We start from the raw sequence: 21,613 nt of genomic DNA, 5'->3' as shown, positions 1-21,613 counted from the left end.
CACTCCGTTATCAGGCGCGGGTGTCCTCGACCAGCGTCGCCCGGCGACGACGGGCCACCAGGAACAGGACCACGCCCAGCGCGACGGCGGCGAGGCCGGAGGCCGCGATCACCGTGACGTTGGTGCCGGTGACCGGCAGGCCACCGCCGGTGCCGCCGGCCAGCACCTTGATGACCAGCTTGGCCTTGTCGTTGGCCGGGTTGACGTCCTTGCCGACCACGGTCGACGCGGTGACCAGGCCGTCGTTGCCGACCTTGTCCTCCTCGATACGCAGCAGCACCTTCATGCTGAGCGACCGGCCGGCCTGCAGCTCGCTCTCCCAGCCACAGCGGATGTCGGTCCAGCCGTCGAAGGCCCACGGCTCGCCACCGGACAGGTCGATGCAGCTACCGACCTGGGGCCGGTCCGCGGGGTCCGGCACCACGAACGAGGTGCCCGCCGGGGCGTGCACGTCGATCATCGGACCGGTGCTCGACTTGCCGATGTTGCTGACCTTGATGGTCACCGACACCACGTCGCCGACCTTGCCCTGCGCGGGCGTCGCGGTGACGACCTGGTCGGCCGGCGGCGGCGCGGCGATGTGCGCGGCGAACGAGGCGTCGTTGTCGCCGCTGTCGGCCTCGATCGCCTCCACGGCCTCGTCGGCGTTGTCCAGCACCTTGTCCAGCATGTCCTCGATGAGCTGCTGCAGCTGCTCGTCGGTCAGCTCGTCCACGGTCTCGAAGCCGTCGGCGGGCAGGATGTCGTCCCAGTTCGGCACGTCGCCGACCATCTGGATGGCCTGGGCGCTCACCAGACCACCGGGCAGGATGGCCGGGCCGTCGAAGAAGTACTGGTCGGCCTCGACGATCAGCGGCTCACCGGGCAGGTAGACACCGCCGCCGGGCGGGATGATCGCATCCGGGTCGGAGCAGGTGAGGACCTGGATCCAGTCGTCGTTGACCTGGCAGATGTCGTACACGTCGGTGAAGCGCACGTACGGCGGCAGCGTGATGGTGAAGTTCACGCCCTTCACGAAGGTGTCGCCCTCGTTGCTGATCCACCACGCCAGCGGCGCGGTGTCGCCGGGAGTCAGGCCCACGGCCTTGCCCGCGTCGGTGTAGTCGGCGACGAGGTCCAGCGCGACCGACTGCAGGTCGACGGCGTGGTCGGTGACCGAGACGTTGACCGTGGCGGTGTTGTTGGCGGGGTTGACGTCGCCGCCCGCGGCGGAGGTGAACTCGGCCGTGAACGAGCCCGCCGCGCCGGTCGCGCCCTTGCTCTCCAGCAGCACGAACTGGGTCAGCGACTCGTTGGGCAGGAACTCCGGCCCGTCGGCGCAGAAGGCCACCTTGCCGGTGACGTCGCAGCCGGGGACGAACTGGTCCATGTCGACGGCGACCCGGGTGGTGTCCAGACCGGAGAAGTCGAGCTTGAGCTGAACCGAGTCGGCGCTGGCCGAGCCGATGTTGCTCAGGTCGAGCCGGAACCACTTGACCGGAGTGTCGACGGTGATGTTGCTCGACGCGATCTTCACAGACAGATCGGAGCCGTCCGCGGCGAAGGCCGGCGACCCGGCCGCCGCGATACCCGCGCACAGCAGCGCCGAAGCGCCCGCCGCGAGTGCGGTGCGAATCTTCATTTGTGCTTCCCCCGAGGGTTGTGAAAGGTGAAACGTTCGGACGTTACTGAGTTCGCGCTCAGCCGATCAACAGCCGAACGGCTGACTCCCAGCTACCTTCCAGCTCGCCCTCCGGCCCGGCGGACCAGGCGTTCGGCGTCCTCGCGGGGCAGGCCGCAGGCCCGCAACAGGTCGGTCGCAGTAGATCTGACCTGGGCAAACACGACTTGTCCGGAGAAGTCCAGGCCCTCAACGTGAGCCTGCCGGGACGCCTGCAGCGCGCGCGTCACGGCGTCGCGGCTGTCCTCGGGCTCCCGCGCGGCGGCCAGGTCCCGGCGCAGCAGGTCGACCGAGTCGGCGAGCTGGTGCACCGCGTCCACCAACGGCGGCGGCACCCGCTCACCGTCGTGCAGGATGGACGTGATCCGGCGGACCAGCACCCGGCTGTTGCGCAGCGCCCGCGCCAGGTGGTCGGCGGCGTCGACGTACTCGGTCAGCGCCGCCCGCTTGCGCCAGTGCACCGGCGCGATCGTGGACAGCTCCCGCCCCGCGCTCAGCGACTCGCCGAACGCGCGCAGCTGCCCCTCAGCCTCGCGCATGTCCACCAGCGCGGCCTGCGCCGCGTCGGCGTCGCGATGCTCCAGCGCGTCGGCGCCCTCGTGCAGCCCGCGCGACAGGCTGTCCAACAGCGGCGTCACCGCCCGGCTCACCACGGTCAGCGGGTTGAGCGGCAGCAGCAGGCCCATCACCACCAGCGCCACACTGCCGCCCACCACCGCGTCCACGAACCGGCTCAGGAAGTAGTCGGAGCTGGTCGGGAGCAGGGTGGCGACCAGGATGCCGGACGACGCGGACTGGCTGACCAGGGCCGCCGAGCCGCCGAGGAAGACGGCCAGCGACATCGCCAGGAACACGACCAGGGCCAGTTGCCATACGCCCCGGCCGATGTAGAGGACCAGCAGCTCGCCGAGCAGGATGCCGACCGCGTTGCCCGCGACGATCTCGAACGCGCGCCGCATCCGCTGCCCCATCGAGATGGCCAGGGTGACCACGGCCGCGATGGGCGCGAAGTACGGCTGCCGGTGGCCGAGCAGGTCGTGCGCCACGTACCACGCGCCACCGGCGGCCACCGCCGCCTGCGCCGCCAGCAGCCAGCCCGTCCGCACCCGGTGCACCCGGTCGCGCAGTGTGACCTGCGTACGTCGGCGCAGCTCGGCGGCGTCCATGAGACAACTGTGGCGCAGACCGCATCGCGGGCCGGGCCGATGCGTCAAGATTGCGCCATGGTCGAGGTAGCCCGATTCGTCGCCACCGCCCGCGCCGCCGGGGCCACCGCGCCCGACGACGTCCTGACCGCGGTCGGCACCGAGCTGGTCAACCGCTGGTCGGAGCCGCACCGCTACTACCACGACCTGTCCCACCTGGCCGCGACCCTGGACCTGGTCGACGACCCGGTGGTCGAGCTGGCGCTGTGGGGCCACGACGCGATCTACGACCCGACGGCCGCCGACAACGAGGAGCGCAGCGCCGAGCTGACCGCGGGCCTGCTGTCCGAGTGCGGCCTGCCGACGCCGGTGGTCGAGGAGGCGGTTCGGCTGGTACGGCTCACCGCGGGCCACTCCGTCGCCCCCGACGACCACACCGGCACCCGGCTTGCCGACGCCGACCTGGCGATCCTGGCCGTCCCGTGGCCCGACTACTGCACCTACGTGGCCGGGGTGCGGGCTGAATATGCCCACGTCCCCGACGAGCTGTGGCAGGTCGGCCGCGCCACCGTCCTGCGCAACCTGCTCGCCCTGCCCAGCCTGTACCACCACCACCCGGACTGGGAGTCCCCCGCCCGCGCCAACCTCACCCGCGAGCTGTCCGCCCTGCACGCCCCCGACTGACCCGCTCTCACCCAGCCCTCGTTTCCAGCCGGTTGATCAGGAAGCCGTGCACAGGACACCCACGCCGAGCAGGCTCTGCAGGTGCGCGCCCGTCGAGCCTTGCGGCAGTGGTTTCGTCGCTGATCCGCTGAACGGCGGCGCAGCATCGACTCCCCACCGGCGACCATAAGTTCATGATCAACTGGAGGTGGGGGTGGACCTGGCGGTGGCCAGGTGTTTGGGGAGGCGGAGGTTGGCGGCGCGCAGGAGGCGGGCAATGTCGCGGGCGGTGACCCTGGTGGCGCCGAGCCAGACGGCGACCGGGACGAGTTCCGACGGGATGTCGTAGTGGTCACGGTCGAAGCCGCGGCGGGGGGCGCCCAGCAGCTCGGCGAAGGTATGCAGTTCGGTGCGGGAGACGTCGCTGACCAGATGCGCCCAGAGGCGGCCGTGGGCGGGCCAGACCGGGCTGTCGACGTAGATCACCCGTTCACGCTAGCGTGCTCAGGTGACCTTGCTCGATGAACTGCGCGACGTGCTGGGGCCCGACCGGGTGATCACCGACCCCGACCTGCTCACGTCGTACCGGCGGGACGAGGCGGATCTGGTCGAGGCGGGAGTGCCGCTGGCGGTCGTACGCCCGCAGTCCACCGCCGAGGTCGCCGCCGCCGTCACCGCCGCCGCGCGCCACGGCGTGCCGGTCGTGGTCCAGGGCGCCCGCACCGGCCTGGCGGGCGGCGCCAACGCCGTCGACGGCTGCCTGGTGGTCTCCATGCTGGGCATGGACCGCATCCTGCACCTCGACCCGGCCAACCGGATCGCCGTCGTCCAGCCCGGGGTCGTCAACGCCGCCCTGGCCCGCGCGGTCGCCGCCGAGGGCCTGCGCTACCCGCCGGACCCGGGCTCGTGGGAGTCCAGCACCATCGGCGGCAACGTCGCCACCAACGCGGGCGGCATGTGCTGCGTGAAGTACGGCGTCACCACCGAGTACGTGCTCGGCCTGGAGGTCGTGCTCGCCGACGGGCGGATCCTGCGCACCGGCCGCCGCACCCCCAAGGGCGTCGCCGGGTATGACCTGACCAGGCTGTTCGTCGGCTCCGAGGGCACCCTCGGCATCATCACCGAGATCACCGTCGCGCTGCGCCCGGCCGCCGAGGAGTCGCTGACCCTGGTCGCCGTCTTCCCGACCACGGCCGCCGCCGGGGACGCGGTGAACCGGATCTTCTCGGCCGGACTGTCGCCGAGCCTGCTGGAGCTGCTGGACCGGGTGCACCTGGCGGCGATCGAGGCGTACCGGCCGATGGGGCTGGACACAAAGGCGGCGGCCCTGCTGCTGGCCTCGGCGGACACCGGCGCACGCGCCGCCGCCGACCTGGACCGGATCGCGGCCGCCGCGAACGAGGCCGGGGCGATCGAGGTGTGGCAGGCCACCGACGCCGAGGAGGCGGCGCAGCTGCTGCTGGCGCGGCGGCTGGCGCACCCGGCAATGGAGCGGCTGGCCCTGTCGCTGTACGAGCACGGCGGGCTGATCATCGACGACGTGGCGGTGCCGCGCACCCGGCTGGCCGAGCTGCTCGACGACGTCGCCGAGATCTCCGCCCGCCACGGCGTGCCGGTCGGCGTGGTCGGGCATGCCGGGGACGGCAACATGCACCCCAACATCGTGGTCGACCGGGCCGATCCGGCCAGCGTCGCCGCGGGCCGCCGCGTCTTCGACGAGATCATGGAGCGCGGCCTGGCCCTGGGCGGCACCTGCACCGGCGAGCACGGCGTCGGCCTGCTCAAACGCGACTGGCTCGCGACCGAACTGGGCGAGGTCGGCGTGGACGTACACCGCGCCATCAAGGCCGCCCTGGACCCCGCCAACCTCCTCAACCCCGGCAAGGTCCTCGCCGACTGATCCGGCGGCCGACCCACCCCACTTAGCATTGACGCTGGCCTATCCAGGGGACGAATTCCGTCGAGCCGTCTCCCGGATAGGCCAGCGTCGATGCTAGGCGGTCGAGCGCGCTGGCGCGTCGGCGGAGTGCCCTCGCCTTCGTTCGGCTAGACGCTTGCGGACAGCCGCGCGGCGTCGGCGGCGGCGTCGTCCGGCATGCGCTGGGACTCGCGCTCCGCTTCGACGCGGGACAGGTACGCCGCGATCTCGGCTTCGGTGGCGGCTTCGTCCCAGCCGAGGACGGGGGCCATCAGCTCGGCGGCGCGGCGGGCGGTCTCGACGCCCCGGTGGGCGGTCTCGAACGAGATCCGGGTACGCCGGGACAGCACGTCGACCAGGCGCCGGGCACCCTCGTGGCCGACCGCGTACACCACCTCGGCGCCCAGGTGCTCCGGCGCGCCGGGCAGCGGCGCCCGCAGCGTCGGGTCGGCGTCGATCAGGGCGAGCAGTTCGGTGGTCAGCGTGCCGTAGCGCTCCAGCAGGTGCTCGATCGCCCCGGCGCTGAGTCCGTGCCGCCGGGCCAGGTCGGCCCGGTCCCGCCACATCGCCTGCCAGCCGTCGGCGCCGAGCAGCGGCAGGTCGGCCGTGCCGCTGCCGCGCACCGGCCGCAGGCGCCGGGCCGCGCGGTCGATCACGTCCTGAGCCATCACCCGGTACGTGGTGAACTTCCCGCCCGCCACCAGCAGCAGCCCCAGCAGCGGCTCGACCACGGCGTGCTCGCGCGACAGCGACGAGGTGGAGTCGGACTCGCCGGACAGCAGCGGCCGCAGTCCGGCGTACACGCCCTCGATGTCGGACTGCCCGATCGGGCGGTCCAGCACCGCGTTGACGTGCGAGAGCAGGTACTCGATGTCCTTGGCCGAGGCCGACGGGTGGGCCCGGTCCAGGGCCCAGTCGGTGTCGGTGGTGCCGATGATCCAGTGCCCGCCCCACGGGATCACGAACAGCACGCTGCTCGCGGTACGCAGGATCAGCCCGACCTCGCCCGTGATCGCGGAGCGGGGCACGACCAGGTGCACGCCCTTGGACGCCCGCACCCGGAACCCGATCTTCGCGTCGGGCAGCCACGACGACACGTCGCCGCTCCAGACACCGGTCGCCGCGACGACGGTGCGGGCGCGCACGTCGAACTCCTCGGTGCCGTCACTGACCCGTACCCCCGTGACCTCGCGGGCCTGACGCAGCAGGCCCACCGCGCGCACCCCGGTCACCACGGCCGCGCCGAGGCTGGCCGCGGTCCGGGCCACCGTCACCACGAACCGGGCGTCGTCAACCTGCCCGTCGTAGTAGCGGATCGCCCCGGCCAGGCCCTGCTCGCGCAGCGACGGGAACAGCCGCCGCGCCCCGGCCTGGGTCAGGTGCCGGTGCAGCGGCATGCCGCGCTGCCCGACCACCCCGGCGAACGCGTCGTAGAGCGCCACCCCGGCGCCGTAGTAGAGCCGGTGCCAGGCCCGGCGGGCCACTCCGGACACGCTGCGCTCCTCGGCAGGCAGCGGCACCAGGAACGGCACCGGCCGCACCAGATGCGGAGCCAGCCGGGTGGTCAGCAGGCCGCGCTCGCGCAGCGCCTCGTGCACCAGCGGAAACTCCAGCTGCTCCAGGTAGCGCAGCCCGCCGTGGATCAGCTTGGACGAGCGCGACGAGGTGCCGGCGGCGAGGTCGCTCGCCTCGATGAGCGCGACCCGCAGGCCACGCGAGGCGGCGTCCAGCGCCGCACCGGCGCCGGTCACTCCACCCCCGACGATCAGTACATCGAATTCTTCCTCGCGAAGCCTGCGCAGATCAGCGCTGCGGCGCTCGGGCGAGAGGGCGCCGGCGGCAAAGCGGGACACGCTGCGGTCACGCATCCCATCACGGTACCGTGCGGCTGTGTCCTCATACGGTGATCGAGAGGGTGTTCCGCGCAACTCGGCCGCACCCGGACCAGGCCAGGCGGGACAGCCTGGCGGCTGGCCTGCGGGAACGTGGCAGCCGCCGCAACCGTCCGCCCCCGACTCGGGCACCGGCCCTAAGATCGGCGCGGTCGTGGTCGGTCTGTGGGCGGCCTTCTTCGCCGTCGTCAGCCAGTACGGCGTCGTCTTCGTCCAGCAGGTGCTGGGACAGCTCGGCCTGGACACCCCCGGTTGGACCTGGCTCGTGCTGGCCGTCTGCGCCGCGGTCCTGGTGGGCGCCCCCGCCGCCATGCTCGCGTTCCTACCCCGACACCAGGGCGTACGGGCCACCGGCCGCGCCTTCCTCGCCGGTGCCGCGGCGCTGGCCGTCGGCTGCCTGCTGCGCCTGATCCCCGCCATGGCCAACGAGCTGTACCTGCTGGCCCTGGCCGTCGTCGCGGCCGTGGCGGCCTGGCTGCTGTCCCGCCGCCGCGCGGCCGCCCCGGGCGCGGCGGCACCGGGCGCGCTGGGCTGGGCCGTGTTCGCGGGCCTGGCGGTGCTGGTGCCGTTCCTGTGGGCGGGGGCGCTGGGCGGCTTCACCGAGACCGTCGCCGCGGTGCTGGCCGCGGCCGCCGTGGGCTGGTTCGTCGCCACGGTGCTCGGCTGGGACCTGTGGCAGCACTTCACCACCCGCGGCAAGCCGACCCTGGCGCTGGTCGGCGGGCTGGTCGCGGGCGTAGTGCTGGCACTGGTCGCGGCCGGGGTGGGCGCCACCGGGGTGCAATTGCTGACCCTGCTGGTGCTGCCGCCGCTGGGCTTCGTGGTGGCGGCGCTGGCCCCGGCCAGCCCGTTCGGTCGGGCCACCCTGGTCACCGTGGCGCTGGCCGCGTTCAGCCCGCTCGCCTTCGTCGACCCCGACGAGCTCAGCCTCAGCCTGTACGACCACGACGTCCCGTACTACGTCTTCCTCGCCGCCGCGATCGCCTGGGTGATCGCCCTGCTCCTGGGCCTGGGGTACGGCCTGGGCCTGCTGCGCACCACCCGCACCCGAACCGTCGTGGCGCCGTACGCCCCGCCTCCGCCGGACCGGGTACCGGACCAGCCGACCGCGCCGCCCGCCTACCCGACTGCCGGCCTCCCGCTGGGTGCCGACGCGGGCACCCCGTGGGATCCCCAGCCGCGCCCGTTCGTGGACCGGCTCACGCTGCTCCCGCGCACCGGCGGCCGGGCGCTGTCCGCCGCTCTGGCCACCGTCCTGGGCCTCGGCGCCGCCGTCTTCTACCTGGCCGGCGGGCAGCCCGGTCTCTACGGCGACCAGCTGTTCGTGGTGCTCAAGGACCAGGCGCCGCTGACGGGTCTGCCCACCACCACCGGCGTCGGGCCGGGCCGCGACGCCCGGGTCGCCGCCGTCTACCACCGGCTGGTCGAGCACGCCGAGCGCACCCAGGCCCCGCTGCGGGCCGAGCTGGACCGCTGGCACCTCGACTATCAGCCGTACTACCTCGTCAACGCGCTCCGGGTGAACGGCGGACCCGAGCTGAAGGCGTGGCTGGAGACGCGCGACGACGTCGACCGGGTGCTGGTCGACCAGCGGCTGCGCCCGCTGCCCAAGCAGATCGGCGTCAGCCACGGCACCCAGTCCCAGCCCCCGGCCCAGGCCCAGTGGAACCTACGCCAGATCGGCGCCCCCGACCTGTGGAAACGCGGCGTCACCGGCGAGGGCATCGTGGTCGGCGGGTCGGACTCCGGGGTGGACGGCACGCACCCGGCGCTGGCCGCGCAGTATCGCGGCGGCGACGACTCCTGGTACGACCCGTGGTCGGGCAGCACCAGCCCGACCGACCACAACGGCCACGGCACGCACACCATGGCGACCGCCGTCGGCCGGGAGAACGTCGGCGTCGCGCCGGGCGCCCAGTGGATCGGCTGCGTGAACCTGGAACGCAACATGAGCAGCCCGTCCTTCTACCTGGACTGCATGCAGTTCATGCTCGCGCCGTTCCCGCACGGCGGCGACCCGTTCAAGGACGGCCGCCCGGCCCGCGCCCCGCACGTGCTGACCAACTCCTGGGGCTGCCCGCCGATCGAGGGCTGCGACCAGACGGTGCTGCGTCCGGCCACGTCCGCGCTGGCCGCGGCCGGGATCGCGTTCGTGGCCGCGGCGGGCAACACCGGCCCGCGCTGCGGCTCGCTGGACACCCCGCCCGCCACCGACCCGGAGTCGATCACCATCGCGGCGACGGACGAGCAGCGGCGGGTCACCGAGTTCTCCAGCCGGGGCCCGGCCGACGGCAAGCCCGACCTGGCCGCACCCGGCGACGAGGTGCTGTCGGCGATGCCGGGCAACACGTACGCGAAGCTCAGCGGCACGTCGATGGCGACCCCGCACGTCGCGGGCGTGATCGCGCTGCTGTGGTCGGCGCACCCCGAACTGGTCGGCGACCTGGCCGCCACGGAGCGGCTGCTGCGAAGCACCGCCAAGCCGCCCGCGGCAGGCGCGCAGCCGGGCTGCGGAACGGAGGCGGACCGGGCCGGTGCCGGCATCGTCAACGCGGCGGACGCCGTGACCGCGGCAGCGGGGTAGCCTTGACCGTCATGATCGGCCCGTACGAGCCGCATCACCGCGCCGCCGTCACCGGCCTGCTGCAGCGGTCGCTGCTGCCCGAGGACGCGGCCGAGGCGGCCGAGATCGTCGACCTGCTGGCCGGCTCGACCGGATTCGTCGCGATCGACGGCGACGCCCCCGACGGCGAGGTCGTCGGGGTGGCGCTGGCCAGCCCCGGCCATCACGATCCGACGGTCGGCCACCTGGACCTGCTCGCGGTCGACCCGGGCCACCGCCGCCACGGCCACGCCCGCGCCCTGGTCGCGGCGGTGGAGGAGCTGCTGCGGGAGCGCGGACTGACCGCCGTCCAGGTCAGCGGCAACGCCCCGACGCACGCCTGGCCCGGTGTCGACGTGCGCTACACCCCGGCCCTGTGCGCGCTGGGCGCCCTCGGATACGTCCACGACCGCACCGCCTGGAACATGACGGCCGAGCTGGTCGAGGGCTCGCCCGCGCTGCGGGAGACCCGGGCGGCGCAGGAGCGGCTGGCCGAGTCGCACGTGGTGGTACGCGAGGCGACCCCCGCCGACCTGCCCGAGCTGCTGCCGGTGATCGCCGCCGAGTGGGGCGCGGCCTGGGTGGCCGAGGTCGAACGGGCGGTGGCCGGGCACGGCGGCTGCCACCTGGCCATCCGCGACGGAGCTCCGGTCGGCTTCGCGGCCTGGGGCGGCTGCCGTCCGAGCTGGTTCGGCCCGATGGGCACCCTGCCCGCCGCGGCCGGGCTGGGCATCGGCGGCATGCTGCTGCGGCGCTGCCTGCGCGACCAGGCCGACCGCGGGCTGCGGCGGGTGCAGATCGGATGGGTGGGGCCGGTGAGCTTCTACTCCAGCGCCGCAGACGCCGTGGTCGAGCGAGTCTTCTTCCTCCTCACCAAGCCGCTCTGAGGAAAGGAAGGGCACCTTCGTCGGCTCGCGTCGGCGAGCCGGGCGGATACTCTGCTCGCTTTATGTAGAAGAAGGGCACCTTCTTAACCCGACGGCCAGCTGGTGCGCGGTTCGCACTATTTTTCGTGTTCAGTGATGGTTCGGCGGAACGCTGCGCGACGATGAGGGCGTGGCAGCCACGTCGTCAGTACCAGGCAATGCCGAGCAGTCGCACGGCGCCGCGATCCTGGTGTCGACAGCGGCAGCGGTGGGCGGCTTCCTCTTCGGATACGACACCGCGGTCATCAATGGCACCGTGGACGCGCTGCGCCAGACCTTCCAGCTCAACTCCGTCGTCCTGGGCCTGGTCGTCTCTGCGGCCCTGCTCGGCTGCGCGGTCGGCGCCTGGTTCGCCGGGCCGCTGGCCGACCGGCTCGGCCGGGTGCGGGTCATGCTCATCGCCGCGGCGCTGTTCATCGTGAGCTCGATCGGCTCGGCGGTCGCCTTCGCCGCCTGGGACCTGACCCTCTGGCGGATCATCGGCGGCCTCGGCGTCGGCGCAGCCAGCGTCATCGCACCGGCGTACATCGCCGAGGTGTCCCCGGCGCACATGCGCGGGCGGCTCGGTTCGCTGCAGCAGTTGGCCATCGTCAGCGGCATCTTCGTCGCCCTGCTCGTCGACTACCTGCTCGCCGACGTCGCGGGCGGCGCGATGGAGTCCGTGCCGTGGGGCGGCGCGGCCTGGCGGTGGATGTTCGCCTCCGCCGCCATCCCCGCGGTGATCTACGCCGTGCTGGCGCTGCAGATCCCCGAGTCCCCGCGCTACCTGGTACGGCGCGGCCGCCTGGAGGAGGCACGCAGGGTCATCAAGCGGCTGATCGGCGGCGACGTCGACCAGCGGATCGACGACATCCAGCGCACCGTGAGCCGGCCCGGGGAGAAGGTGCACCTGTCCGATCTCAGGGGCCCGCGCCTGGGCCTGCTGCCGATCGTCTGGGTCGGCATCCTGCTCTCGGTGTTCCAGCAGTTCGTCGGCATCAACGTGATCTTCTACTACTCGTCGGCGCTGTGGGCCTCGGTGGGCTTCAGCGAATCGAACTCGCTGCTGATCACAGTGATCACCAGTATCACCAACATCCTGACCACCCTCATCGCGATCGCCCTGGTCGACCGGGTCGGCCGCAAGCCGCTGCTGCTCGTCGGCGCCGCGGGCATGGTGGTCACGCTCGGCACGATGGCCTGGTGCTTCTCCACCGCGACGCAGACGCTCAACGCCGCGGGCGAGTCGGTGACCACGCTCAGCCCCGCCGTCGGCAAGGTCGCCCTGGTGGCGGCCAACCTCTACGTCGTCGCCTTCGGTATGAGCTGGGGCCCGGTCGTCTGGGTGCTGCTCGGCGAGATGTTCAACAACACGATCCGCGCTACCGCGCTGGCCGTGGCCGCCGCCGCGCAGTGGGTCGCCAACTGGCTCATCAGCACCACGTTCCCGGCCCTGGCCAACATCGGCCTGAGCTTCGCGTACGGCCTCTACTGCCTGTTCGCGCTGCTGGCCTTCATCTTCGTCTGGAAAGCGGTACGCGAGACCAGAGGCCGCGAGCTCGAGACCATGTGAGCCGAAACGGAGGGAGCCCCGGCCGATGGCCGGGGCTCCCTCGTCACATCAGTGACGGACCTGATCCTCAGGGGATCAGAAGTCCATCTCGCCGCCGCCGGGGCCCGCCGGGGCGGCCGCGGCCTTCTCCGGCTTGTCGGCCACGACAGCCTCGGTGGTGAGGAACAGGGCCGCGATCGAGGCCGCGTTCTGCAGCGCCGAGCGGGTCACCTTGGCGGGGTCGATGATGCCGGCCTTGAGCAGGTCGACGTACTCACCGGTCGCGGCGTTGAGGCCCCAGCCCGGCTCCATGTTGCGCACCTTCTCCGACACGACGCCACCCTCGAGGCCCGCGTTGACGGCGATCTGCCGCAGCGGGGCGTCGAGCGCGACCCGGACGATGTTGGCACCGGTGGCCTCGTCGCCGCTCAGGTCGAGCTTGTCGAACGCGGTCTTGCCAGCCTGCACGAGCGCCACGCCGCCACCGGCGACGATGCCCTCCTCGACGGCCGCCTTCGCGTTGCGAACGGCGTCCTCGATGCGGTGCTTGCGCTCCTTGAGCTCGACCTCGGTGGCCGCGCCGACCTTGATCACCGCGACGCCGCCGGCCAGCTTGGCCAGGCGCTCCTGCAGCTTCTCGCGGTCGTAGTCGGAGTCCGACTTCTCGATCTCGGCGCGGATCTGGTTCACCCGGCCGTTGATCTGCTCGGCGTCACCGGCGCCGTCGACGATGGTGGTCTCGTCCTTGGTCACCACGACCTTGCGGGCGCGGCCCAGCATGTCGAGGCCGGTGCTGTCGAGCTTGAGGCCGACCTCCTCGGACACGACCTGGCCGCCGGCCAGGATCGCGATGTCCTGCAGCATCGCCTTGCGGCGGTCGCCGAAGCCCGGGGCCTTGACGGCGACGGACTTGAAGGTGCCACGGATCTTGTTGACGATCAGGGTGGCGAGCGCCTCACCCTCGACGTCCTCGGCGATGATCAGCAGCGGCTTGCCGCTCTGCATGACCTTCTCGAGGATCGGCAGCATGTCCTTGACGTTGGAGATCTTGCCGTTCACGATCAGCAGGTAGGGGTCCTCCAGGACCGCCTCCATGCGCTCGGGGTCGGTGATGAAGTACGCCGAGTTGAAGCCCTTGTCGAAGCGCATACCCTCGGTGAGCTCGAGCTCGAGGCCGAAGGTGTTGCTCTCCTCGACGGTGATGACGCCTTCCTTGCCGACCTTGTCCATCGCCTCGGCGATGATCTCGCCGACGGTGGTGTCAGCGGCGGAGATCGAGGCGGTGGAGGCGATCTGCTCCTTGGTCTCGACGTCCTTGGCGAGCTTCGACAGCTCCTCGGCCACCGAGCCGACGGCGGCCTCGATGCCCCGCTTCAGGGCCATCGGGTTCGCACCGGCGGCGACGTTGCGCAGACCCTCGCGGACCAGCGCCTGAGCCAGGACGGTCGCCGTCGTGGTGCCGTCACCGGCCACGTCGTCGGTCTTCTTGGCGACCTCCTTGACCAGCTCAGCGCCGATCTTCTCGTACGGGTCCTCGAGCTCGATCTCCTTGGCGATGCTCACACCATCGTTGGTGATGGTGGGGGCGCCCCACTTCTTCTCGAGCACGACATTGCGACCCTTGGGGCCGAGCGTCACCTTCACGGCGTCAGCGAGGATGTTCATGCCCCGCTCGAGGCCGCGGCGCGCCTCCTCGTCGAACGCGATAATCTTGGCCATAACGGCGTTGTCCTCCTGGACAAAATCCGAGGTCGGACGGCTGGCCCGCGACGACCGACTGCCACCATTCAGCAGCCCCGCCGGTCCGACTCTTGGTTTCGTTTTGGCACTCACCGTAGGAGAGTGCCAATCACCTGTTTAGCACTCTCGCACCCCGAGTGCAAGCGAACCGTCGAATGATCACAGGCGTTCGCCCGTCCGACACATCGAAAGCCGTTCACGTTCACCGCCCGCCGCGCGGCGGGACCGGTCAGCCGAGTTCGGCGGCGAGCAGTGCGGTGCGCACCCGGTTGTCCTCGAACGCACGAGCCTCGGCGTACGAGATCAGGATGCCGCTGAACTCGACCAGCGTCAGGGGCAGGGAGACCAGCCCGACCAGCAGGGTGATCCCCAGATCGGGCACCCCGTAGGGCAGCGTCTCGTCGAGGTGCGCCGTCACCACCAGCACGGCCAGCACCGGCTCGATCACCGCGCCCGCGAGCAGCAGCAGCCCGATCAGCGAGAGCCGGCCGAGGGTGCGCCCGAACCGCTCGTGGGTCAGCGTGCGCGACCGGCTCATCGGCCGCCTGCGCTCGAACAGGTACGCCGGGCCAAGCAACGCCACCGAGAAGAACAGGTACGCCGACAGCAGCAGCGCGGGCAGCAGGCCGAAGTAGCTGCCGATCTGCGCGAAACAAGAGACGGCCAGCACGCCGACACCGCCGACCACCAGATAGGCCAGCAGGTGCCAGACGGTGAGCCCGACGAACCGGCGCAGGCCGAACCGCAGCGCCGCCCCGAAGGTGACCGTCTGGTGGTCGGCCTGCCGGACCGCGACGTACGTGGCGGCGGCGTATCCGAACATGCGCACCGTCACGACCACCAGCGAGTAGACGAGCAGTGCCGTGAGCGCCGCGGCCAGCAGCGAGGCGCTGTCGCGTACCAGCATCGTCACGTCGGTCGCCTGCAGGCCCGCCACGCCGAGCACGACCATGAGCTTGAACAGCAGCGTCGGCAGCAGCTGGGTCAACGCGAAGATCGCCAGCAGCAGCGGCCAGCCGCGACGCAGCACTCCGCCGAGGCGGTGCATCCAGCCCGCGATGCCCTGCGCGTCCGGGTTCACCAGTGGATCGTCATCGGGCCCGGTCGGCGGCGCCGCCTGCGCGAACGCGTCGTCGGGCGGCAGGAACCCGGCGGTGATCGGCGCGTACGCGGAAGGGTCGTAGGGGCCGAGCGAGGGCTGTGCCATGTGACTGCTCCAGGCGAGGGGGTTCGGGGCGGCGCCAGTCTCGCACGCACGCGAGACCGGCGCCGCCCCGTCGCCTGCTCCGATCAGTTGAGTTCGGAGACCAGTCGGGCCGTGTTGGCGCCCTCGTGCCCACGCTGCTCGGTGTAGGTCACCAGGATCCCGGCGAACTGCACCATCGTGATCGGAAGCTGCAGGATCGTGGTCAGCAACGCCGCGATGATCGCGCCGACACCGAGGCTGAGCGCCTGGGCCATGTCGGAGTTGTCGCCGGTCAGGGCGCCGACGCCGCCGCCGAACACCGTCTGCACGATCGACTCGACGATGTTGGTGAAGATCGAGCCGACGATCAGCGCGACCAGCACCAGCGCGAGACGGCCGAGCACCCGGCCGAGGTTGCGGTTGAAGATCTCGGCCGAGCGCCCGATCGGCCGCGCCCGCTCGAACAGGAAGATCGGACCGACCAGGGCCAGCGCGGGCAGGACGTAGAGCACGGGCAGCAAGCACGCCATCGCGGCCACGCCGATGAGGATCCAGGCGAGCAGCTGCCAGCCGAACAGGCCCGGACTGCGCCGGAATCCGTAACCGAGCGCCTCGCCGAACCGCACCGGGATCCCCGCGGCCTCGCGAGTGGCGGCGTAGGTGGCGGCGGCGTAGCCCGCCAGCTGGATCCACCACGAGAGGAGGCCCACCACGAAGGCGCCGAGGATCACCGCGGCGAACACGCCGCCGTCGAACGGCAGCTCACCGCGCTGGGACGAGGTGTTGTACGTGGACAGCTTCGACAGCATGCTCGCCGCGAAGCCGGCCGCCAGCACACCGAGCGCGAGGGTGAAGAGCAGGCCGGGCAGCACGTGCGTCACGGCGAAGATTCCGCCGACCGACTTCCAGCTGCGCTTGATCACCCCGCCCACGCGGTCGAACCAGCCGCTGACGCCCATCCCGGGCGGCGGGACCAGCGGGTCGGTGTAAGGGTCGTAGTCGGCCCCGGTGATCGGCTGAACCGGAGGCAGGAAGCCCTGCGGCAGGTATGCGGCGGGCAGGTTGGGGTCGTACGGATCCGGGGCCTGGTAGGTCATCACTGCTCCATCGAGGGGTTGAGAACTGGCAGTGTGCCAGATCCCGTCGAGGCACGCTGACCTGGTGTTCTTCCGGAAACCGAAAAGCCCTGATCCGGGGGGATCAGGGCTTTTCCAGCGTCTCTCAAGCCTTGTTGGCCGAGCGGTCAGGCGATGACCCGAACCTTCTCCGCCTGGGGGCCCTTCTGGCCCTGTGCGATCTCGAACTCAACGCGCTGACCGTCGTCGAGCGCCTTGTAGCCGTCCATCTCGATCGCGGAGAAGTGGACGAACACGTCCTGCCCTCCGTCGACCGCGATGAAGCCGTAGCCCTTCTCGCTGTTGAACCACTTGACGGTGCCCTGTGCCACGGTGCACTTCCTCACTTCTGTAAAGCTGGGTCGCCGTTCAGGCCGACCCGCGGCTGGGTGTTGTCAGCCGTCCTCGCACGCTACACGAGCACCCGCACCCTCGGACAGCCCCAAAACGGACCTGTAGCGCTCCCATTACAGTTCGACAGTCGGCAATCTGACCAAGAGCACGCTCTCCGGCGTGACCGGGGAAGTCATCCTACGGTTGGGTGAATTGTGAAACGCCATGGTCGCCATGCCCGACGCGGCGGCAAACCAGGAACGTTGATGCCTCTGGCCCTCGCCGTGATGTGTGCGGCGGGCCTGTTCATCGCCGGCGGTGCCGCGCGAGGCATGCAGTTCTTCAACGGTCTGGTCCACCGGGTCGCCCCGAACCTGAACCTGCCGCTGCCACTGCCGCGCGAGTTGCCCCGGGTCGAACTGGCCACCGAGGGGTTCGCCAGCTGGGCCATGCTCAACCGCCGCACCGGGGCCATGGCCGGTTCGACCAACCTGGACGCGCCCAGCGACACGATGTCACTGGTCAAGGTATGGCTGGCCGCCGACTTCCTGCGCCGCAACGAAACCCCGGACCAGGCCAGCCTCGATCGCATCACGGTGATGATCCGCGACTCGGACAACCGGGCGGCCGACGCCTTCTACGCGCGCAACGGCGGCCCGGAGGGGATCGCCCGCATGGTCGACGTCTGCGGCCTGACCGACTCCGCGCCGTTCGAGCAGCCCTGGTGGTCGAACACGATCGTGTCGGCCCGGGACGTGGCGCGGCTGGGTGCCTGCGTCGCCGACGGGCGCGCCGCGGGCCCGATCTGGACCGAGTGGCTGCTCGACGTGATGCGCTCGGTGCAGGGGACGGGCGACTTCGGGCCGCGGTCGGCGTTCCCGGTGGGGACCGCGGCGCACATCGCCATCAAGAACGGCTGGCTGCTGCGTACGGAGGACAAGCTGTGGCATATGTCGTGCCTGGCCGTGACGGACGACTGGAGCATCGGCGTGCTGCTGCGATATCCGTCCTGGTTGGGCTTCGAGCACGGCACCCGGCTGTGCCAGTCCGTCGCCGAACAGCTCATGCCCGCCCTGGTCTCCCGCTGACCGGCGGCGGGCCTCAAGAAGGGCACCTTCCGCAACGCGAAGCGAGCCGAGCTGCTGCTCGTCCCGCTTCGCGGGTCGACGAAGGTGCCCTTCCTCACCCCGCGGCTAGGCGGGGCGGCGGGACTGGACGGTACGGAAACGCGAGGCGACGAAGGCACCGTCGGTCAGCGCCGCGTTCGCGGCCGGGTTCGCGCCCGAGGCGTGGAAGTCGGAGAACGCGGCCGACTGGTTCACGAAGATCCCGCCGGTCAGGTTCGCCGACAGGTGCACGCCGACCTCGAGCGCGGCCAGCTCGACCGCGTCGAGCACCGACTCGTCGGTGCTGTACACGGCGGCGGTGATGGCGCCCTTGGCGCCGACCGTCTCCCGGAAGACGTCGATGCTGGCCGCGGTGGAGGCGGTGGGCACGGCGAAGGTCACCGGGCCGAAGCACTCCGCGGCGTAACCGTCGGTCGCCGTCACGATCATGGGGGTACGGCACACCGCCCGCGGATACGCCGGGTGGGCCAGCTCGGCCGAGTCGAGCACCACGTCACCGAGCTTGCGGGCGCCGTCCATCCGCTCCAGCACCGCGTCGTTGACGATCGCGCCGGTCAGCTCGACCGCCTTGGCCGGGTCGCCGGTGATCGCGCGCACCGCGTCGGCCACCCCGGCCACGACCTCGTCGAAGCTCTTGTGCCCGGCCTCGGTCTCGATCCCGGCTGCCGGGATGAGCAGGTTCTGCGGCGTGGTGCACATCTGGCCGCTGTACAGCGTCAGCGAGAAGGCCAGGTTGCGGCACATGCCCGCGAAGTCGTCGGTCGAGTCGACGACGACCGTGTTCACGCCCGCCTTCTCCGTGTACACCTGCGCCTGCCTGGCGTTGGCCTCCAGCCAGTCACCGAACCCCGTCGACCCCGTGAAGTCGATGATCCTGACCTCCGGCCGCAGCGCCAGCTCTGCGGCGACCGGATTGTCCCGGGTGTCGACCGCCAGCTGCACCGTGTTCGGGTCGAGCCCGGCCTCGGCCAGCACCTCACGCGCCACCTGCACCGTGATCGCCAGCGGCAGCACCGCGCCCGGATGCGGCTTGACCAGCACCGGGTTGCCCGTGATCAGCGAGGCGAACAGTCCCGGCCACGAGTTCCAGGTCGGGAACGTGTTGCACCCGATCACGAGCCCGATCCCGCGCGGCACCACGTGATACGTCTTGGCCAGCGTGTCGGCCTTCTTCGTCCACACCACCGACGACACCTGGCGGGTCTGCTCGGCGTAGCCGTACGCGATCGCCTCCAGCGCCCGGTCGAGGGCGTGCGGGCCACCGGCCTGGAAGGCCATCACGAACGGCTGGCCGGTGGTCGCGTGCACCGCGTTCGCCAGCTCGAACACCCGCTTGTGCAGCCGGGCCAGGATCTCCAGGCAGACACCGGCGCGCACGCGCGGGCCCGCGTCGCGCCACGAGGGCAGCGCCGCGGCGGCGTCGGCGATCAGGGCGTCCACGCTCGTACGCGGATAGCGCACGTCCAGCGCGACGCCGAACGGCGACTGCTCCGGCGCGATCCACTCCTCAGCGGGCTGGTCCAGCGGGAAGTCCTTGCCCAGCAGCGCCTCGAAGGCGGCCTTGCCGTCGGCGGCGGCGGTCTCGCCGTACACCTTCGGGCTGGGCGACTCGGGGTAGGCCGACCAGTAGCCGCGCTCGGTGATCGCCCGTAGCGCGCCGGTCAGCAACTCCTCATGGGTGGCGAAGAGGTCGGTGGCGGTAGCAGTCATGCCTGCCATCATGCCCGACGGGGTGAGCCAGGCCACCATCCCGTCAGCATTTATGCGCCTTGAAGTCGTCGTCGACCTCGATGTACGCGTGCGAGACGTAGATGCCCTCACCCACCCTGTCCCACAGGTCGGTGCTGCGTACCGTCCCGTCGACCTTGTCCCCGCGCACCTGACACCGGATCGGCACCTGCGCGTGCTCGGCCGCCCCGCCCCGCAGCGCCGCGCCCAGCCGCGGACCCGACCGCACCCGCAGCGGCTCGCCCTTCGGCGTGTCCACCGTGCCCCGGTCCCCCTCCCCCGTCCACAGGAAGGTGACGTCCACCCAGTCGTTGCGATCCAGCCCCAGCCCGTCCCAGAACGCCCCGTCGGCGATGTCGATCCCAGCCGGGTTGCTCACCTTCCGCCCCGACTCGTCCTTGCCCTTGTGATACCCGTCCTCGTATGCCGCCTGCGCCTCGGGCTTGCCCCGGGGCAGGTCGTCCCACGAGTGCCGCTCCTCGGCCCAGTAGTCGTCCATGGTGTTCCACGGGCCGACGTCCCACACGGGCAGGAACACGCAGCGGTTGTTGCCCTCGTGGCAGACCCGGACGCTGCGGTCCCCCTCGCCCTTGTCGGACAGGCCGCGCCATGAGGGCAGCGCCGCGAACCAGTCGCGGTTGGTGATGGCGTGACCGTTGGCGGTCTGCCAGCCGACCAGGCCCTCGCGGGTGGCGAAGACGCGGGCGGTAAGGGTGCCGCCCGCCTGCGGCGAGCGGGCGTGGGCGACGGCGGTGGTCACGGCGGCGATCGTCAACGCCGGCACCACGGTGACCACGGTGAACAGGGATACGAGCAGTCGCGGCCTCATAACCGCGCAACGATCATGGCCGCAACCCGGACATCATCCCTTTCGCCGCTTTTACCCCATTCATCCGGTCACTCTTCAAGATCGAGCCAAGTTGCCGGGCAATCGGGCGAAAGGGCGCCCAAGATACGCACAAGTGCCCGGCAACTTGACCCGATCTTGGGGGGTCAGAGTTCGCGTTGCCAGTTTTGGGCGGCGCACATGGGGCGGAAGCCCAGCTGTTCGTTGATCGCGATCATGTACGAGTTCTCCGCCGCGTTGAACGTGTCGATCACCTCGACCCGGGGCGCCTCGGCGCGGAACAGACGCAGGTTCTCCAGCTTGACCAGGGTGCCCAGCCGGTGGCCGCGGTGGTCGGGGTCCACGATGGTGATCTGCTGCCAGGCGTGCCACGGGAGCTCGTCGTACGCGGTGATGGCCGTGAACGCGGCGAGCTGCCCCGTCTGCTCGTGCACCGCGCCGGTGCGCCACGTCATCCGGCCCCGGTCGCGCTCCACCTGCTCGATCCGGCGCATCCGCGCGGTGTCGGCCAGCTCCGGTTCCACCTGCAGATCGCCCATGGGCGCGTCGGTGACCAGGCGCGAATCCAGATACGCCATTCCCTCGATCAGGTCGTCGGGGGTGTCGTCGCGCCACTGCACCAGGCGGTAGCCCTCGGCCTTCGCCTGAGCCGACACCAGCAGGTCCGCCAGCACCGCCTCGTCCACCGACGCCAGCTCCAACCGCCGCTGCACCTCCGGCAGCGTGCTGCTGAACCCCATCGCCGCGCCGAACGCCGACCCGGCCTCGTCCCGCGCGGGCAGGCCCGGCAGGGACAGCGTGCTGTGCGACATCAGCACGGTACGGGCGTTGTCCGCCGCCACCGACCGCACGAAGTCCAGCAGCTGCCGCCCGATGCCCTGCCTGCGAAAACGCGGGTCCACCTCGAGGCTGAAGAACAGGTTCTTCAGGTTGTCCTCGGTCGGCAGGTTGATGTCCACCCGGCCGACGGGCTCGCCGTCACGCAACGCGACGTGCCAGAGGTTGCGCCGGCCGGGGAACTCGTGCGCGAGCATCAGTCGCACCGAACGGGGCGTCATCGGTGGGAAATGCGGTACCTCATGTTTTCGTACCTGTTCGGTCACGTGGAACCATTGCTCGATCGAGGTCGAGTCGTCAGCGGTGAGCCTGGTGATGGTGAGCGTCATGCCCGCCAGGGTGCCCGGCCGCCCCGGCCGCCGC

17 protein-coding genes are annotated in these 21,613 nt (G+C 71.3%); 6 read left to right on the top strand and 11 right to left on the bottom strand.

What is annotated here, in order from left to right:
• Positions 1–10: 10 nt before the first annotated feature.
• Together KUA19_RS35225 and KUA19_RS35220 are read right to left on the bottom strand one after the other, a co-directional pair.
• Positions 11–1,621: an LPXTG cell wall anchor domain-containing protein gene (locus KUA19_RS35225; protein ID WP_217403186.1), complete on the bottom strand. Its 1,611-nt coding sequence runs from the start codon at positions 1,619–1,621 to the stop codon at positions 11–13.
• A 92-nt stretch (positions 1,622–1,713) separates the two neighbouring features.
• Entirely contained in the window at positions 1,714–2,826 is a 1,113-nt protein-coding gene (locus tag KUA19_RS35220) for an FUSC family protein (RefSeq protein ID WP_217403184.1), read from the bottom strand.
• 57 nt (positions 2,827–2,883) lie between these two features.
• Here KUA19_RS35220 and KUA19_RS35215 point away from each other — a divergent pair, with 57 nt between their 5' ends.
• Positions 2,884–3,489 carry an HD domain-containing protein gene (locus KUA19_RS35215; protein ID WP_217403182.1) on the top strand — a complete coding sequence of 202 codons (606 nt, stop codon included), beginning with the start codon at positions 2,884–2,886 and terminating at the stop codon, positions 3,487–3,489.
• Between the two features lie 177 nt (positions 3,490–3,666).
• Here the strand turns inward: KUA19_RS35215 and KUA19_RS35210 are convergent, their stop codons facing one another.
• Entirely contained in the window at positions 3,667–3,954 is a 288-nt protein-coding gene (locus KUA19_RS35210) for a DUF4031 domain-containing protein (protein ID WP_217403181.1), read from the bottom strand.
• A gap of 22 nt (positions 3,955–3,976) precedes the next feature.
• Here KUA19_RS35210 and KUA19_RS35205 point away from each other — a divergent pair, with 22 nt between their 5' ends.
• Complete coding sequence (locus KUA19_RS35205; RefSeq protein WP_217403180.1) at positions 3,977–5,368, top strand: FAD-binding oxidoreductase; 1,392 nt, start codon at positions 3,977–3,979, stop codon at positions 5,366–5,368.
• A 146-nt stretch (positions 5,369–5,514) separates the two neighbouring features.
• Here the strand turns inward: KUA19_RS35205 and KUA19_RS35200 are convergent, their stop codons facing one another.
• On the bottom strand, positions 5,515–7,254 hold the full coding sequence (locus KUA19_RS35200) for a glycerol-3-phosphate dehydrogenase/oxidase (RefSeq protein WP_217403179.1): 1,740 nt from the start codon (positions 7,252–7,254) through the stop codon (positions 5,515–5,517).
• A 178-nt stretch (positions 7,255–7,432) separates the two neighbouring features.
• Between KUA19_RS35200 and KUA19_RS35195 the strand changes: the two genes are divergently transcribed.
• The 3 genes from KUA19_RS35195 (at position 7,433) to KUA19_RS35185 (ending at position 12,358) form a co-directional block, all read left to right on the top strand.
• Positions 7,433–9,862 carry a S8 family serine peptidase gene (locus KUA19_RS35195; protein ID WP_308167826.1) on the top strand — a complete coding sequence of 810 codons (2,430 nt, stop codon included), beginning with the start codon at positions 7,433–7,435 and terminating at the stop codon, positions 9,860–9,862.
• Positions 9,863–9,864: 2 nt separating this feature from the next.
• Positions 9,865–10,767: a GNAT family N-acetyltransferase gene (locus KUA19_RS35190; RefSeq protein WP_372451964.1), complete on the top strand. Its 903-nt coding sequence runs from the start codon at positions 9,865–9,867 to the stop codon at positions 10,765–10,767.
• A gap of 169 nt (positions 10,768–10,936) precedes the next feature.
• Positions 10,937–12,358, top strand: coding sequence for a sugar porter family MFS transporter (locus KUA19_RS35185; protein ID WP_217403177.1), 1,422 nt, complete (start codon positions 10,937–10,939; stop codon positions 12,356–12,358).
• 75 nt (positions 12,359–12,433) lie between these two features.
• Here the strand turns inward: KUA19_RS35185 and groL are convergent, their stop codons facing one another.
• From groL to KUA19_RS35165, 4 genes are all read right to left on the bottom strand, one after another.
• A complete protein-coding gene (groL, locus tag KUA19_RS35180) occupies positions 12,434–14,056 on the bottom strand; it encodes a chaperonin GroEL (protein WP_217403175.1) in 1,623 nt (540 codons plus the stop codon).
• A 250-nt stretch (positions 14,057–14,306) separates the two neighbouring features.
• Positions 14,307–15,284, bottom strand: a complete 978-nt coding sequence (locus tag KUA19_RS35175) for a hypothetical protein (protein WP_217403173.1) — start codon at positions 15,282–15,284, stop codon at positions 14,307–14,309.
• A gap of 83 nt (positions 15,285–15,367) precedes the next feature.
• Positions 15,368–16,360, bottom strand: coding sequence for a hypothetical protein (locus KUA19_RS35170; protein ID WP_217403171.1), 993 nt, complete (start codon positions 16,358–16,360; stop codon positions 15,368–15,370).
• Between the two features lie 146 nt (positions 16,361–16,506).
• Complete coding sequence (locus KUA19_RS35165; RefSeq protein ID WP_033342363.1) at positions 16,507–16,710, bottom strand: cold-shock protein; 204 nt, start codon at positions 16,708–16,710, stop codon at positions 16,507–16,509.
• A 267-nt stretch (positions 16,711–16,977) separates the two neighbouring features.
• On the opposite strand from KUA19_RS35165, the gene KUA19_RS35160 reads away from it, so the two are divergent.
• Positions 16,978–17,799: a serine hydrolase gene (locus KUA19_RS35160; RefSeq protein WP_217403169.1), complete on the top strand. Its 822-nt coding sequence runs from the start codon at positions 16,978–16,980 to the stop codon at positions 17,797–17,799.
• 105 nt (positions 17,800–17,904) lie between these two features.
• Here KUA19_RS35160 and paaN read toward each other — a convergent pair whose 3' ends face one another.
• The 3 genes from paaN to KUA19_RS35145 all read right to left on the bottom strand — a co-directional run bounded on the left by paaN (position 17,905) and on the right by KUA19_RS35145 (position 21,579).
• On the bottom strand, positions 17,905–19,548 hold the full coding sequence (gene paaN, locus KUA19_RS35155; RefSeq protein WP_254550592.1) for a phenylacetic acid degradation protein PaaN: 1,644 nt from the start codon (positions 19,546–19,548) through the stop codon (positions 17,905–17,907).
• A 43-nt stretch (positions 19,549–19,591) separates the two neighbouring features.
• A complete protein-coding gene (locus tag KUA19_RS35150; protein ID WP_217403167.1) occupies positions 19,592–20,395 on the bottom strand; it encodes a DUF8814 domain-containing protein in 804 nt (267 codons plus the stop codon).
• Between the two features lie 164 nt (positions 20,396–20,559).
• Positions 20,560–21,579: a GNAT family N-acetyltransferase gene (locus tag KUA19_RS35145; protein WP_217403165.1), complete on the bottom strand. Its 1,020-nt coding sequence runs from the start codon at positions 21,577–21,579 to the stop codon at positions 20,560–20,562.
• Positions 21,580–21,613: the final 34 nt, after the last annotated feature.

The sequence above is a fragment of the Catellatospora tritici genome (genome assembly GCF_019083965.1).
Classification (GTDB): domain Bacteria; phylum Actinomycetota; class Actinomycetes; order Mycobacteriales; family Micromonosporaceae; genus Catellatospora; species Catellatospora tritici.
Note: the sequence above shows the minus strand (reverse complement) of the source record. Positions and strands in the feature narration are given on the sequence as shown.

Excerpts from the sequence above, each read along its gene's own strand:
- KUA19_RS35225 (WP_217403186.1), bottom strand. The coding sequence starts at position 1,621 with ATGAAGATTCGCACCGCACTCGCGGCGGGCGCTTCGGCGCTGCTGTGC.
- KUA19_RS35170 (WP_217403171.1), bottom strand. The coding sequence starts at position 16,360 with ATGACCTACCAGGCCCCGGATCCGTACGACCCCAACCTGCCCGCCGCA.
- groL (WP_217403175.1), bottom strand. The coding sequence starts at position 14,056 with ATGGCCAAGATTATCGCGTTCGACGAGGAGGCGCGCCGCGGCCTCGAG.
- KUA19_RS35175 (WP_217403173.1), bottom strand. The coding sequence starts at position 15,284 with ATGGCACAGCCCTCGCTCGGCCCCTACGACCCTTCCGCGTACGCGCCG.
- KUA19_RS35145 (WP_217403165.1), bottom strand. The coding sequence starts at position 21,579 with ATGACGCTCACCATCACCAGGCTCACCGCTGACGACTCGACCTCGATC.
- KUA19_RS35150 (WP_217403167.1), bottom strand. The coding sequence starts at position 20,395 with ATGAGGCCGCGACTGCTCGTATCCCTGTTCACCGTGGTCACCGTGGTG.
- KUA19_RS35160 (WP_217403169.1), top strand. The coding sequence starts at position 16,978 with ATGCCTCTGGCCCTCGCCGTGATGTGTGCGGCGGGCCTGTTCATCGCC.
- KUA19_RS35215 (WP_217403182.1), top strand. The coding sequence starts at position 2,884 with ATGGTCGAGGTAGCCCGATTCGTCGCCACCGCCCGCGCCGCCGGGGCC.
- KUA19_RS35220 (WP_217403184.1), bottom strand. The coding sequence starts at position 2,826 with ATGGACGCCGCCGAGCTGCGCCGACGTACGCAGGTCACACTGCGCGAC.
- KUA19_RS35200 (WP_217403179.1), bottom strand. The coding sequence starts at position 7,254 with ATGCGTGACCGCAGCGTGTCCCGCTTTGCCGCCGGCGCCCTCTCGCCC.
- paaN (WP_254550592.1), bottom strand. The coding sequence starts at position 19,548 with ATGACTGCTACCGCCACCGACCTCTTCGCCACCCATGAGGAGTTGCTG.